The following is a 13,825-nucleotide window of genomic DNA, read 5'->3' as shown; positions in this document are numbered from 1 at the left end:
CTAATTTTTCTTTGTTGAAACTCTACGTATACTCATGCAAAAACTAGCTCAATTTATTTACTTCAAGGTAATGGGCTGGAAAATGGTAGGTCAATTTCCGGGTCATCTGAACAAGTTTGTAATTGCAGTGGTGCCACATACCAGTTATATGGATTTTTTTCTGGGCCTGCTCATCAGGAAAGTTTGGAACGAGCAAATCAATTTTGTGGGTAAAAAAAGCCTGTTTACATTTCCCTTTGGATATATCTTTAGACGGTTGGGAGGAGAGCCCATAGATCGCAGTAAGAACAATGATATGGTTTCCGCTACGGTAAAGGTATTCCAAAAACGGGAAAAGTTTAGGTTGACCATTGCACCCGAGGGTACGCGCAAGAAAGTAGAAAAATGGAAAACAGGGTTTTACTATATAGCCAAAGAAGCTCAAGTGCCCATTGTTTTGATAGCTTTTGATTTTGGAAAAAAACAGGTCAAAATTTCGGAGCCCATGCTTACTACCGATGATAAAGAAGCGGATTTTAAAGTTTACGAAAGCTTTTTTAAGGGGGTTGTAGGTAGGACACGTAGATCATAACTTTTTACAAACTATCCTTTTTAGGAGCCAACCAACTGTAAATCTTTTAGTTGCTTAGGCTCCCATATTTTTAACATTTTTTTTAAAACCATCTAGTTCGTCCTTCGTAGATATAGATAAATAAAACACGAATAGATGAACAAAAATGTAATACAACTCAGTTTAGCAATCGCTTTAGGTTCTTTCTTAATGGTCTCATGTGATAAAGATGACGACGATACGGTAGAGATGCAAGAACAAGAGGAGCAAGTACAGTTATTTGCTTCTAACAATAGCAATGGGAATGTTACGGTTTATGATATGACAAAGGGAGAAGTCAAAACATTGACCACAACTTCTACCGCCGCAGAAGGTATTTATTATGATGATGATACAGATGAAATTATCCAGGCATCCAGGTCATCGGGCCAATTGAATACATTTGCGAATATTTCTACTTTTTTGGTTGATGCAGCGCTTACGGCATCAGTTTCTAGTTCTGCGGATTTAGAAAGCCCAAGGGATATTGCTGTAAACGAAGATTTTATTGTAGTTGCCGATAATGCCGATGTAGATGGAAATGCGGACACACCGGATGGAAGGTTGTTCATATACACCAGAAGTAATGGGGAAATTACGTTACGGAATATAGTAACTACAGATTTTGCACTTTGGGGAATTGAAATGGTAGAAGATGATTTATATGCCGTAGTAGATAAAACCAATGAATTGGCTGTTTTTACAGAATTTACAGCAACGAATACTACAAATGCTACAGTGAGTGCGTCAAAACGGATTGCAATAGAAGGAATTGTCCGTACCCATGGTTTGGCTTATGATAATGGAACAATGATTCTGACAGATGTGGGTGATGCCGCGTCCGATTCCGATGGGGCTTTTCATATCATCTCTGATTTTGATTCTAAATTTGGTGCGGTCGCAAACGGAGAGGTTATGGCAGTGGCCAATAACCAAATTAGAGTATCTGGAGCCAGTACCTTTTTAGGTAATCCAGTTTCCGCCGAATATGATGCAGATTCAAAAATGGTATTTATAGCAGAAGCTGCTAATGGAGGAGGCCGAATTTTAGCTTTTTCAAATACAGGTGCTGGTGGAGATATAGCTCCTTCAGTTAATAACAGTTTGGCTTCGGCTTCATCGCTTTACTTTTATTCCAACAAGTAAACAGATTGTAGAGCATAAAAAAAGCGACCTGAAAAGGTCGCTTTTTTGTTTTATGGATGCTGGAATAAATTATTCTTGCATGGTGTGATATACATTCTGTACATCATCATCTTCTTCAATTTTCTCCAAAAGCTTTTCTACATCTGCCGCTTGTTCCTCCGTAAGTTGTTTGGTTACTTGCGGAATACGCTCAAATCCAGAAGAAAGAATCTCTATTTCCCGGTTTTCCAATTCTTTTTGAATAGCACCAAAGCTCTCAAAAGGAGCGTAGATAAGGATTCCGTCTTCATCAACAAAAACTTCTTCGGCACCAAAATCAATAAGTTCTAATTCCAGTTCTTCCGGATCAATTCCTTCTGCAGGAATTCTAAAGTTGCAGGTATGGTCAAACATAAATTCTACAGAACCCGAAGTTCCCAAGCTACCATCACATTTGTTAAAATAACTGCGAACATTTGCTACGGTTCTTGTGTTATTGTCTGTTGCCGTTTCTACCAAGATTGCAATTCCGTGAGGGGCGTAGCCTTCAAATAAAACAACTTTATAATCACCAAGACTTTTGTCACTTGCTCTTTTAATAGCACGTTCTACGTTGTCTTTAGGCATGTTTACAGATTTGGCATTCTGTATAACCGCCCTTAATTTTGCGTTGGAGTCTGGGTCTGGCCCACCTTCTTTGACCGCCATTACAATATCTTTGCCTATACGTGTAAAGGCTTTGGACATTGCGGACCATCGCTTCATTTTACGTGCTTTTCTAAATTCAAAAGCTCTTCCCATAATCTGTAACTAAATATTTGTTGAACGTAGCAAATTTAATAAAAATGGTAAGGGTTGCAAGTAACTGAGCGTCACCAATTCAATAAGGATGCATTTTGACTCAGGTTTACGTGAAATCTTCACATTTTTTATTCGCTTTCTATAATCTCTTCAATGCTGTGTGCCAATTTAAAATCTTTTTCCGTTACGCCTTCTGCGTCATGTGTATTCAGTCTTATGTTCAAAGAATTGTAAACATTACTCCAATCTGGATGGTGGCCCTGTGCTTCGCACTCAAATGCAATACGGGTCATAACCGAGAACGCATCCTTAAAATCCTTGAACTCAAATGAAGTTTCTATTGCGCCATCAACATATTCCCAACCGCTAAGTTTGGCAAGTTGGCTTTCAATTTCTTGTTCCGTTAATTTTTTCATAGTATTCTAGTTAATTTTTGTTCGTGTGAGTAGGGACTTTGAAAGTAAGCAATTCAATGTAAAAAAGAGCATAATTTTAAATTAGCGCATTACATGATGGTCAATTATATCTTGATATCCGTACTGTAAATTTTTGGGCAACTTGTTATCCTTTGGCAATACGGCAAGATAACGCTCTTCATTGGTGGTAAACACCCTTTTGTAAATAGGGGTGAATTCTCCAATGCGTTCAACCACTTCCTTTATAAAATCTTCATGGTGAACAAGGTCGTTACTTCCCAAATGAAAAATTCCGGTTTTATCTCTATTTATAAGATAGTGTATTTGCTGCGTAAGCTTATCATCATTGGTTACGTTTAAAACCAAATTAGGGAAAACTTCCACGGGAGCGTTGTCCCAAATATATTTTTTAATATCCTTTATCCTTGGAGAACTATTACCAAAAACCATAGGTATCCTAAGGATGCCCATTTTTTTCTGGGGCAGCCTAAGAAGCATGTTTTCAATTTTAATTTTTAACCGTCCGTATACACTTTCGGATAACGTCTTGTCATGTTCGTAGGAAGGGTATTTCCGGTACGCATCAAAAACATTGGCCGAAGACAGGAAATAGAGGCGGCATTCATTCTCGTTCAAATATTCAACCATATGTTGATGCGCCATGATTTGAGCGGCAAAATTACCCCGAACGGCAGAAATAATTATTTGAGGACGTATTTTGTTTAAGATTTCATGTACGTCATCCTCTTCCATATCATATTTGAAGAACTGTTGGTTGTCCTCAAACGAGCGCCTGGCCGAGTTGTACGTACCGTACGTATCAAAATAATTGCACAGTTCCTTGTATATGGCATTACCTAAAAAACCACTGGCACCCAAAATGAGAATCTTTTTACTTCCGTCGTCCATCTTTCCCCTTCTCTTACTCATATATGTTGTTTACCCCTTGTAAAAAGGTGGTTTTACAACAGTAGCCGATACTGCGTTTTTTCTAATTTGAATATGTATTTTACTACCTGCTTCAGTAAACACGGTAGGTACGTAACCAAGCCCTATGCCTTTGCCCAGTGAGGGTGACATGGTACCAGAGGTAACTACGCCAATTTTATTTCCTTGTCCGTCTACAATGTCATACCCCTGTCTTGGTATACCTCTTTCGTCTAGTTCAAAACCAATGAGTTTACGTTCAGGAGCGTGTGCTTTTATTTTTGCTAAAGAATCACTATTTACAAAATCTTTAGTGAATTTAGTAATCCACCCAAGACCTGCTTCAAAAGGAGAAGTACTATCGTCAATGTCGTTTCCATAAAGGCAATACCCCATTTCTAGGCGTAAAGTGTCACGAGCGGCAAGTCCTATAGGTTTAATGCCATGGGCGGCACCGGCCTCAAAAATTTTGTCCCAAACTTGCTGAACTTCACTGTTCTTACAGTAAATTTCAAATCCGCCAGAACCAGTATAACCTGTTGCAGAGATAATAACGTGTTCAATTCCTGCAAAATCGGCAACTACAAAATTATAGAATTTTATACTGGCCAAATCTACAGAAGTTAAAGACTGCATGGCTTCAACAGCTTTAGGCCCTTGGATGGCAAGAAGAGAAAACCCATCGGAAATATTACGCATTGTAGCACCTATTTCTTCATTGTATTTAGAAATATGGGCCCAATCTTTATCAATATTGGAAGCGTTTACTACCAAGAGGTAGGTTTCTTCTTTAATGCGATATACGATCAAGTCATCTACAATGCCACCTGTTTCGTTGGGGAGGCAGCTGTATTGTGCTTTTCCAATAGTGAGTTTTGAGGCATCGTTAGAAGTTACTTTTTGAATTAATTCAAGTGCTTTTGGCCCTTCAATAAGGAATTCACCCATATGGGAGACGTCAAAAACGCCTACACCGTTACGAACGGTCTCATGTTCTACATTTACGCCTTCGTAAGAAACGGGCATATTATACCCGGCAAAGGGCACCATTTTGGCTCCTAGTGCTTCATGGGTCTTGGTCAATGCAGTATTTTTCATTGTACTTCTGTATTTAGGTTCACAAAGCTATTGAAATATTTAACTATAGTATAACCGCAGTTTGTTATGTTTTGCATAATCTTTGTAAATTACCCGAACACAAAAAATAATTTTCTAAAAACAAACAGGATGGTGAGACTACTTCATGTAATGGTGGCGTTATTGTTGGTTCCTTTGGCGAACATAGCACAAGAAGGACCTGCAGATTTTCTTCCTGCGGATTTTCACAAAGGTAGGAGAGACGCCGTTCGGGCAATGATGCCGGCTAATAGTGTTGCCGTATTTTTTGCCAATGCCGTACGAAATAGGGCAAATGATGTGGATTATGTTTATCATCAGGATCCTAATTTTTATTACTTAACGGGATACAATGAGCCTAATGCTGTTCTGGTTCTTTTTTCGGAAGATCAACAAATTTTGGGGGCCGGTGATAATGAAATATTATATGTTCAAGAAAAAGACCCACGGGCCGAGCAATGGAACGGAAAACGTTTAGGGGTTGAAGGAGCAAAAGGTAGACTGGGTTTTAAAATTGCGTTTAACGGAAGTGCTTTTAAAGCGGCAGAAATTAATTTTAAGGATTTTGATAAAGTATTGTTCTTTGACTTTGAAAATGACTATCGCGATTCTAGGGATGAAGCAGATTTGTTCGATTTGATTCAGGCGTTTAAGGAAAAGGCCAATCACCCTGCGGATTATGATAGTTCAAAAGATAGGTTTTACTCTATGATTACCTCTACAGATGTTGAGAACAGTGCTAATGTCGCTCAGATTTTAGGACGTTATTTGAACAGGGATGAAAGCTTGAAAGAAGATGAACTCATAAATGGATTTGTAAATGCCGAGGATGATAAGTTACGGAGCGAAATAAAGGAAAAAGTGTCCTTAAAATTAGCAGCAAACAACTTAAATTCTTCCATGTTAAGTGAAATTATGGCGAACCTTCGTGAGACTAAGCTTCCAGAGGAGATGGTGCTTTTGAAAAAGGCTATTGAAATTTCTGCGGTGGGTCAAGTTGAGGTAATGAAAGCCATGCATCCCAACATGTCTGAAACGGAGATTCAGGGGGTGCACGAGTATGTTTATAAGAAATATGGAGCCGAGTATGAAGGCTATCCTTCCATTGTAGGAGGGGGTAACAACGGTTGTATTTTACATTATATTGAAAACAATAAACCTAAGGTAGGTGATGATTTGGTATTGATGGATTTGGGAGCGGAATATCACGGGTATACTGCAGATGTTACTAGGACTATACCTGCAAATGGAAAGTTTACAAAAGAACAAAAAGAAGTTTACGATATTGTTTATGACGCGCAGGAGGCCGGTATTAAGGCAAGCGTAGTGGGGGCTCCGTTTCAAGCACCCGGTCAGGCGGCGAGTAAAGTGGTCACAGAGGGATTGATGAAACTGGGCATCATTACAAAAGAGGAAGACGCCCGTATTTACTTTCCTCACGGCACTTCTCACTATTTGGGTTTAGATGTACATGATGCTGGCACTTATAGGCCCTTTCAAGAAAACACGATTATTACCGTGGAGCCCGGTATTTATATTCCGGAAGGTAGTGCTTGTGATGAGAAATGGTGGGGTATTGCGGTACGAATTGAAGATGATATCCTAATTACAAAAGATGGCCCGGTTAATCTATCGGCTATGGCACCAAGAAAAGCGTCAGAAATAGAGAAAGTAATGAAACAGCCAAGTCCGCTGGACAAGTTTGAACTTCCTACTTTAAACTAATAAAAAAGCCCCTAAAGAATTTTCTTTAGGGGCTTTTTGTTTACTCTATCTATTCAGCAGATATTGCTTTAGCTCGTCGTATTCCTTAATTGAAATAGCCTTCTTTTCTTTGTCCATTACCTTTTGGATTTGCTCTGGGATTTCAACTGACTTTCCAATGGTGTCTTCTACTACATCCAAGAATTTAACCGGATGTGCGGTTTCTAAGAAGATACCGTAGGTATTTGGGTGTGATTCCTGATATTTTTTCAATCCTAAATAACCAACGACACCGTGCGGGTCTGCAATATATCCGCTATCACCGTATATCTTCTTCATGGTCTCCCTTGTTTCTGTATCTGTAAAAGAATAGGAGCTGAGGTTCTCTTTTAGCGTATCAAAATTGTCTTGATACAAATGTCTAATACGGATAAAATTACTCGGGTCACCCACATCCATAGCATTTGAGATAGTAGCTGTAGACGGTTTAGGTTTGTATTCTTCCGTTTGCATAAACTGGGGAACGGTGTCGTTAACGTTCGTAGAGGCAATGAAGTGCTTTACGGGCATACCCAAACGTTGGGCTACCATTCCGGCGCATACATTTCCAAAATTTCCGCTAGGTATGGAAAATACAATTTCTTTTCCCTGGGATTTTGCCTGTTTGTAGGCAAATAGAAAATAGAACAATTGAGGTAACCACCGCGCTACATTAATCGAATTGGCGGAGGTCAATTGCATTTTTTCTAGAAGGGCTTCGTCTAGAAATGCGGTTTTTACCATTTTTTGACAATCATCAAAAGTACCGTCAACTTTAAGGGCTGTTATATTTTTACCTAAAGTGGTCAATTGGCGCTCTTGAATATCGCTCACTTTTCCGTCCGGATATAAAATTACCACACGAACACCTTCTACGCCTAAAAAACCATTGGCTACGGCACCACCAGTATCGCCGGAAGTCGCTACCAAAACGGTCACATCTTGTTTTTCGCCTTCGGAAAAATAACCGAGACAGTTGGCCATAAAACGGGCGCCTACATCTTTGAACGCCATGGTGGGACCGTGAAAAAGCTCTAACGTAGCTACGTTATCTTCAATTTCTACAACAGGGAAATCAAAGTCTAGCACCTTGGCTATAATTTCTCTAAGTCTATTATTAGGGATTTCCTTGGATACAAATTGATGAATAGCGTTAAAAGCAATTTCGTGATCTGTAAGGTCTTCAATATGCTCAAAAAATCGCTTTGGAAGCGGTTCTATACGTTCTGGAAAATAAAGGCCTTTGTCAGGAGCAATTCCTTTAATTACGGCATCTTTAAATGAAACGTCGGGTGCTTTTTTATTTAGACTATAAAAATTCATTACTGTATGGTCTTAATTCCTTCACTATTAATTTTAGATACATGAACGTCATAGTCAATACCAATGTTCTTGTATACTTCTTTGATTGCTTCACCTACCTTGTGAGCGGTGTCTATGCCTTTGCTGAATGCAAAAATTGAGGGCCCTGAACCTGAGATGCCACAACCTAAGGCACCTGATTTTAAAGCTTCGGTTTTAACCTGGTCAAAACCAGGTATAAGAATGGAGCGTATAGGTTCTACGATATGGTCCTCCAAAGAACGTCCAATAAGGTCGTAATTTTCGGTATATAGACCGGCTATAAGACCACCTACATTACCCCATTGTTTGATGCCATCGGCCAATGTAATATTGGTCTTAAGAATCTTTCTGGAATCAGATGTCTTAACTTCTATCTGCGGATGTATTACCGTAGCGTACAATCCGGGTGGCGTATGAATGGGGACAATATCCAATGGAGCATAACTGCGTACTAAAGTAAACCCGCCAAATAGGGCGGGGGCTACATTGTCCGCATGGGCTACACCGCTTGCCAACCTTTCGCCTTCCATTGCAAATGTAACCAGTTCAGCTGTCGTGAACGGTCTGTTCAAAAGCTCGTTCATGGCCCAAACGGCACCGGTAGAACTTGCCGCACTACTTCCAATACCACTACCGGCTTTAATTTTTTTATAGATTTCTATTTCGAATCCACCTGTATAATCACTTTTTTCCACAAGCGCCAAACCTGCTACACCGGCAACATTTTGCTCGGTTTCCATAGGTAAATCCTGACCTTCCAGTTTGGTAATGCGAATGCCTTTTTCTTCGGTTTTCCTAACTACCATAATGTCGCCTACATTATCAAGGGCAACGCCTAATACGTCAAATCCACATGAGATGTTGGCAATTGTGGCCGGGCAGAATACTTTGATTTCCTCCATAATTAGAAATTTCCAATTCTGATGATATCGGCAAAAATACCGGAAGCGGTAACATCGGCACCTGCACCTGCCCCCTTAATAATCATAGGCTGATTTGGGTAGCGTTCCGTATAAAATAAAACGATATTGTCACTTCCTTCCAAGTTATAGAAGTCATGTCCTTTTGGAATGGCTTGTAAACCTACGCTTGCCTTACCATCTTCAAATTGTGCAACGTATTTTAGTTTGCTATTAGCGTCGTTAGCTTCTTTGTACATGGCCTGGAAATCTTCTTCATGCTTTATCAGGGTAGCAAAAAAGTCTTCGTTATTATCGGTATCCAAACTTTCTTGTGGTAAGAAAGATTTGTTTTCGATATCGGTTATCTCTAGCTGATTTCCACTTTCACGAGCTAAAATCAATATTTTTCGCATGACATCCACACCGCTCAAATCAATCTTTGGGTCAGGCTCTGTATACCCTTCTTGCTGGGCCTGTTTTACGATATCGTGAAAAGTAGTCTTGTCATTAAAATTATTAAAGACAAAGTTTAAGCTTCCAGAAAGTACCGCTTGAATTTTGAGGATTTTATCACCTGAAGCAATTAAATGTTTCAAGGTGTCAATGATTGGCAGACCTGCGCCTACGTTTGTTTCAAACAAAAACGGAGCATTGTAAGTTCTAGCCAATGATTTTAGTTCTTGATAGTTCTCAAAAGCTGACGAGCAAGCAATTTTGTTACAAGTAACAACAGAAATGCTGTTACCCAAATAGGTGTTATATGTTTTTGAAACCTCTTCACTGGCCGTATTATCTACAAAAATGCTATTACGGTAATTAAGTTCGTTCACTTTTTGCATGAACTTAACTTTATCCGCTTTTTCACCAGCAGCTAATTCTGATTCCCAGTTTTTAAGGGGAATTCCGGTTTCATTGAAAACCATAGTACGGGAATTGGACATACCTATGACCCGGATATTCAATTTTAGGTTTTCCTTCAAAAATTTCTTTTGTTGATGCACCTGGTTCAAAAATTTGGAGCCAACGTTACCAACACCCATTACAAACAGGTTCAATTGTTTTATATTCTCTTCAAAGAACTCTTCATGAAGTGCATTCAGGGCCTTTTTAACATCCTCTTTTTTGATGACCGCAGATATATTTCGCTCTGAAGCCCCTTGCGCAATAACCCTTAGATTAACATTGTTCTTACCTAAGGTGCTGAACATTTTACCGCTTAAACCTTGGTGGCTTTTCATATTGTCACCGACCAATGCAATTATGGCCAAGTCCTTTTCCGCAATGACAGGTTTGATTTTCCCGCGCTCAATTTCATATTCAAAGGCGGTGTTTACCACTTCTGTCGCCTTATCGATATCATCCGCGGAAATACCAACACAAATTGAATGTTCGGAGGAAGCTTGAGTAATAAGAACTACACTTATCTCTGATTGGGAAAGCACCTCAAAAAACCGTTTTGAAGTTCCTGGTATCCCTACCATTCCTGGACCTTCCAAAGATAAAAGGGCAATATTCTCAACGTGACTGATACCACGTACAGTCTTGCCTTGTTTATTCTTGTTCTTGGTTATAAGGGTACCTGCGTTTTTAGGTTCAAAAGTGTTTTTGATTACGATAGAAATGCCCTTGGCCAATACAGGTTGAATAGTTGGGGGATATAAAACTTTAGCACCAAAGTGCGATAGCTCCATGGCTTCTTCGTATGATATGTGCGGGATGGCCTTTGCTTGTTTCACCAGTTTTGGATTAGCAGTATACATGCCGCTAACGTCCGTCCAAATTTCAAGGAATTCCGCATTCACTGCTGCAGCTACAATAGCGGCGGTATAATCCGATCCTCCACGTCCTAAAGTAGTGGAGTTTCCATTTTCGGAGGAAGCAATAAAACCTCCCATGACAATGATTTGATGCTTGTCCGCATTAAAGAACTGCTCACAATTAGCATTGGTCAGGTCAAAATTTACTGCAGCCTTACCATTAATATTATTGGTCTTTATGAGTTCCCTACTATCTACATAACCAGCATTTAACTTTTCCTGTGAAAAGTATTCGCTAATGATATAAGATGATAAAAGTTCACCATAGCTAACAATTTTATCCGAAAGTCTTGGAGTGGTCTCACCAATTAAGGAGGCGCCTTCCAGTAAGGTCTCCAAAGTGTTCAATTCGCTCTTCACCTTACTTAATACCTTACTTTGTGCACTTACGTGAATGAGAGCTTTTACCGTATCTAAGTGCCTATCTTCTATTTCTTTCAAGATAGATTTATACCCTTGGCTCTGCGATGAGGCTAAGTGCGCTGCATTCAATAATAAGTCTGTAACACCGCCAAAGGCCGAAACTACCACAATGGTTTTTTTGGCTTCTGTGTTAGCAACAATATTTTTTACTAATGATATGTTAGAGGCGTTGGCAACAGAAGTGCCGCCGAATTTTAAAACTTTCATGTTAGATGAAATTTACTCTTAAAAAATAGATTGGATGCGAAATAACGCGAAAACGAACTGATATGTTTTTGTCTACCCCAAAGGGGTGGTGGTGCCAAATGTGTTGATTGAACCATTGGTCGTGAAGAAAAATTCAGTTGATATGTTTGCGATATGCTGGTACATTGTAAAAATGAAAGCATCAAAAGTAGTACTTTTGGATTCTTAATCAAATTTTTGTTGTTAGTTATTGAGCGATAATGTTAATTACTTACATTATTCAGATTTTTGTGAGATTTTCGCAAAAAATTAATGGCTAAAGTCTAATATTTCGGCAAAACGGCTAACTATATAGAACTAGTTACATACTTAAGAACCAGATAATTCTACAATTTTATACATGAAAATCTTCTCGTCAAAGCAAATTTATGAAGCTGATAAGGCTACAATTAAAAAGAACAATATTTCTAGTGACCAATTAATGGAAGGGGTTGCCGTTCAACTTTTTAATTGGTTGCACCTTAGGATTCAAGGGGCACCGGTTAAAATTCACTTGTTCTGCGGAATAGGTAATAATGGGGGAGACGGTATTGCGTTGGCGCGGCATTTACAAGAACATGGTTATAATATTGGAGTCTATGTTGTAAACTATAGCAAGAAGCGGTCAGATGATTTTTTGGTGAATTTAGACCGATTAAAAGACCGAAAAATATGGCCGGAATTTTTGGAAGAAAATTCGGTTTTGCCGGAAATTGGTCGTGATGATATTATTGTTGATGCTATTTTTGGCATTGGGCTTAACCGTGCTCCCGATTCTTGGGTGGTGATTTTGTTTGAACATATTGAAAAATCTAAAGCCTTTGTGCTTTCTGTGGATATTCCTTCCGGTTTATTTACGGATAGAGTACCGGAGGACGAAAAAGCAGTTGTAAAAGCGAACCATACCTTGAGCTTTCAAGTGCCCAAATTGGTTTTTTTCTTGCCCGAAACTGGCATTTTTACGGAACAATGGGAAGTTTTAGATATTGGTCTTGACCCCGAATTTCTTGTGAATACAGAAACGGAATATGAGCTGATAGGAAAAAATGAAATGCTTCCTGTTTACATTCCCAGAGAGAAGTTCTCGCACAAGGGTACCCACGGCCATGGATTGATTGTGGGCGGTAGCTATGGAAAAATAGGAGCGGTTCACTTGGCTTCAAAAGCCTGTTTGTATGCGGGTAGCGGTTTGGTTACGGCTTTTGTGCCCAAATGCGGATATATTCCGTTGCAAACCAATTTTCCAGAGGCCATGGTTTTAACCGACAACGATGAAAATCATATCTCAAAAATTGAATTTGATATTGACCCCACGGTAGTAGGTATTGGTGTTGGATTAGGTAAGGATGCGAGTACCGTAAAAGCATTGGATGAGTTTTTGGGCGACAATAAAAAACCTTTGGTTATAGATGCTGATGCGCTTAATATTCTTTCAGAAAACAAGGCATTGCTGGGTAAAATTCCTGCTCAGACCGTGTTAACACCGCACCCAAAGGAGTTGGAGCGATTAATTGGAAGCTGGAAAGATGATTTTGACAAGCTGAAAAAAGCCAAAGAATTTTCAAAGAAATATGATTGTGTATTGGTGATTAAGGGTTCTCATACAATTACTATCTATGATGAAAAGGGATATGTAAACACAACGGGTAATCCGGGAATGGGAACAGGTGGTACAGGAGATGTTTTAACGGGGGTGATAACGGGTCTGATAGCTCAGGGGTACAACCCACTTAACGCGGCCGTATTTGGGGTTTATTTACATGGAAGAGCAGGAGATATAGCTGTGGAAAAAACCGGATATCAAGCACTTACGGCATCTCATGTTGTTGATGCAATTGGTTTGGCCTTTATAGATTTGTTTGCGCAACCGGAAAATAGGCCTGAGCAGAGCGGTGGAGAGGCGTCAGCAGAATAATAAACTGACTGAAAGACATAAAAAAAAGCCTCAAGATTCTAGAATCTTGAGGCTTTTTTTTATGGAATAAAACAATATTATTTGGTCTTAACCCGTCTTTTTACCCAAGCTACCGCATTATCAAACTCAATAAAAAATTTCATTGGTTTTTTGTAGAAGAGTTTTTCAATTTTAAAGTTGTGCATATCTATTTCCTTTACGGAAACAATAGCCATTGCCTTAAGGTTGTCTAACTGTCTCAAATAGGTGTATATGGTAGGGTCTACGGCATAAGAATTTTTTCTTAGACTTATGTAACCAAAATTTTTGTCCCTAAAATGTATTTCTGAAATTCCTATGATTTGGTATACTCTTTCCAATGTAAGTGTTGCTCCTTCATCGAACAGCGAAACCATATAGTTTTCGTAAACCTGTATTTTTCCAACATCTAATTGATACTCCCTGACTATAACAGTCTTTTTCGGTCGTCTCACTTTCATCTT

Annotated in this window: 12 protein-coding genes; 4 read left to right on the top strand and 8 right to left on the bottom strand. The window is 39.2% G+C overall.

The features are described from left to right. Positions 1 to 34: 34 nt before the first annotated feature. Positions 35 to 571: a 1-acyl-sn-glycerol-3-phosphate acyltransferase gene (locus Q4597_RS14685; protein WP_303406830.1), complete on the top strand. Its 537-nt coding sequence runs from the start codon at positions 35 to 37 to the stop codon at positions 569 to 571. 135 nt (positions 572 to 706) lie between these two features. Further along, the gene (locus Q4597_RS14680) at positions 707 to 1,735 is read left to right on the top strand and encodes a hypothetical protein (protein ID WP_303406829.1); all 1,029 of its coding nucleotides are present in this window, start codon (positions 707 to 709) and stop codon (positions 1,733 to 1,735) included. A gap of 69 nt (positions 1,736 to 1,804) precedes the next feature. Here the strand turns inward: Q4597_RS14680 and Q4597_RS14675 are convergent, their stop codons facing one another. From Q4597_RS14675 to gcvT, 4 genes are all read right to left on the bottom strand, one after another. Next, positions 1,805 to 2,515, bottom strand: a complete 711-nt coding sequence (locus tag Q4597_RS14675) for a YebC/PmpR family DNA-binding transcriptional regulator (protein WP_215440843.1) — start codon at positions 2,513 to 2,515, stop codon at positions 1,805 to 1,807. A gap of 128 nt (positions 2,516 to 2,643) precedes the next feature. After that, positions 2,644 to 2,931, bottom strand: coding sequence for a 4a-hydroxytetrahydrobiopterin dehydratase (locus tag Q4597_RS14670; protein WP_215440832.1), 288 nt, complete (start codon positions 2,929 to 2,931; stop codon positions 2,644 to 2,646). An 81-nt stretch (positions 2,932 to 3,012) separates the two neighbouring features. Then, entirely contained in the window at positions 3,013 to 3,861 is an 849-nt protein-coding gene (locus Q4597_RS14665; RefSeq protein WP_408065840.1) for a sugar nucleotide-binding protein, read from the bottom strand. A 9-nt stretch (positions 3,862 to 3,870) separates the two neighbouring features. After that, positions 3,871 to 4,956, bottom strand: coding sequence for a glycine cleavage system aminomethyltransferase GcvT (gene gcvT / locus Q4597_RS14660; protein WP_303406828.1), 1,086 nt, complete (start codon positions 4,954 to 4,956; stop codon positions 3,871 to 3,873). Between the two features lie 129 nt (positions 4,957 to 5,085). Between gcvT and Q4597_RS14655 the strand changes: the two genes are divergently transcribed. Next, positions 5,086 to 6,699 carry an aminopeptidase P family protein gene (locus Q4597_RS14655; RefSeq protein ID WP_303406827.1) on the top strand — a complete coding sequence of 538 codons (1,614 nt, stop codon included), beginning with the start codon at positions 5,086 to 5,088 and terminating at the stop codon, positions 6,697 to 6,699. Between the two features lie 45 nt (positions 6,700 to 6,744). Here Q4597_RS14655 and thrC read toward each other — a convergent pair whose 3' ends face one another. The 3 genes from thrC to thrA are packed head-to-tail and all read right to left on the bottom strand — an operon-like array spanning position 6,745 to position 11,410. After that, positions 6,745 to 8,040 carry a threonine synthase gene (thrC, locus tag Q4597_RS14650; RefSeq protein WP_303406826.1) on the bottom strand — a complete coding sequence of 432 codons (1,296 nt, stop codon included), beginning with the start codon at positions 8,038 to 8,040 and terminating at the stop codon, positions 6,745 to 6,747. After that, positions 8,040 to 8,963: a homoserine kinase gene (locus tag Q4597_RS14645; protein ID WP_303406825.1), complete on the bottom strand. Its 924-nt coding sequence runs from the start codon at positions 8,961 to 8,963 to the stop codon at positions 8,040 to 8,042. Before Q4597_RS14645 ends, thrC begins: the two co-directional genes overlap by 1 nt. A 2-nt stretch (positions 8,964 to 8,965) precedes the next feature. After that, entirely contained in the window at positions 8,966 to 11,410 is a 2,445-nt protein-coding gene (gene thrA / locus Q4597_RS14640; protein WP_303406824.1) for a bifunctional aspartate kinase/homoserine dehydrogenase I, read from the bottom strand. 379 nt (positions 11,411 to 11,789) lie between these two features. On the opposite strand from thrA, the gene Q4597_RS14635 reads away from it, so the two are divergent. Next, positions 11,790 to 13,343, top strand: coding sequence for an NAD(P)H-hydrate dehydratase (locus tag Q4597_RS14635; protein ID WP_303406823.1), 1,554 nt, complete (start codon positions 11,790 to 11,792; stop codon positions 13,341 to 13,343). Positions 13,344 to 13,420: 77 nt separating this feature from the next. On the opposite strand, the gene Q4597_RS14630 is transcribed toward Q4597_RS14635, so the two are convergent. Further along, positions 13,421 to 13,822: an STAS/SEC14 domain-containing protein gene (locus Q4597_RS14630; RefSeq protein WP_215912367.1), complete on the bottom strand. Its 402-nt coding sequence runs from the start codon at positions 13,820 to 13,822 to the stop codon at positions 13,421 to 13,423. Positions 13,823 to 13,825 lie beyond the last annotated feature (3 nt).

This window comes from Zobellia sp. 1_MG-2023 (assembly GCF_030549125.1).
Classification (GTDB): Bacteria; Bacteroidota; Bacteroidia; order Flavobacteriales; family Flavobacteriaceae; genus Zobellia; species Zobellia russellii.
Note: the sequence above shows the minus strand (reverse complement) of the source record. Positions and strands in the feature narration are given on the sequence as shown.

Coding starts and splice junctions, on each gene's coding strand:
- Q4597_RS14685 (WP_303406830.1), top strand. CDS start 35: ATGCAAAAACTAGCTCAATTTATTTACTTCAAGGTAATGGGCTGGAAA.
- Q4597_RS14680 (WP_303406829.1), top strand. CDS start 707: ATGAACAAAAATGTAATACAACTCAGTTTAGCAATCGCTTTAGGTTCT.
- Q4597_RS14675 (WP_215440843.1), bottom strand. CDS start 2,515: ATGGGAAGAGCTTTTGAATTTAGAAAAGCACGTAAAATGAAGCGATGG.
- Q4597_RS14670 (WP_215440832.1), bottom strand. CDS start 2,931: ATGAAAAAATTAACGGAACAAGAAATTGAAAGCCAACTTGCCAAACTT.
- Q4597_RS14665 (WP_408065840.1), bottom strand. CDS start 3,861: ATGAGTAAGAGAAGGGGAAAGATGGACGACGGAAGTAAAAAGATTCTC.
- gcvT (WP_303406828.1), bottom strand. CDS start 4,956: ATGAAAAATACTGCATTGACCAAGACCCATGAAGCACTAGGAGCCAAA.
- Q4597_RS14655 (WP_303406827.1), top strand. CDS start 5,086: ATGGTGAGACTACTTCATGTAATGGTGGCGTTATTGTTGGTTCCTTTG.
- thrC (WP_303406826.1), bottom strand. CDS start 8,040: ATGAATTTTTATAGTCTAAATAAAAAAGCACCCGACGTTTCATTTAAA.
- Q4597_RS14645 (WP_303406825.1), bottom strand. CDS start 8,963: ATGGAGGAAATCAAAGTATTCTGCCCGGCCACAATTGCCAACATCTCA.
- thrA (WP_303406824.1), bottom strand. CDS start 11,410: ATGAAAGTTTTAAAATTCGGCGGCACTTCTGTTGCCAACGCCTCTAAC.
- Q4597_RS14635 (WP_303406823.1), top strand. CDS start 11,790: ATGAAAATCTTCTCGTCAAAGCAAATTTATGAAGCTGATAAGGCTACA.
- Q4597_RS14630 (WP_215912367.1), bottom strand. CDS start 13,822: ATGAAAGTGAGACGACCGAAAAAGACTGTTATAGTCAGGGAGTATCAA.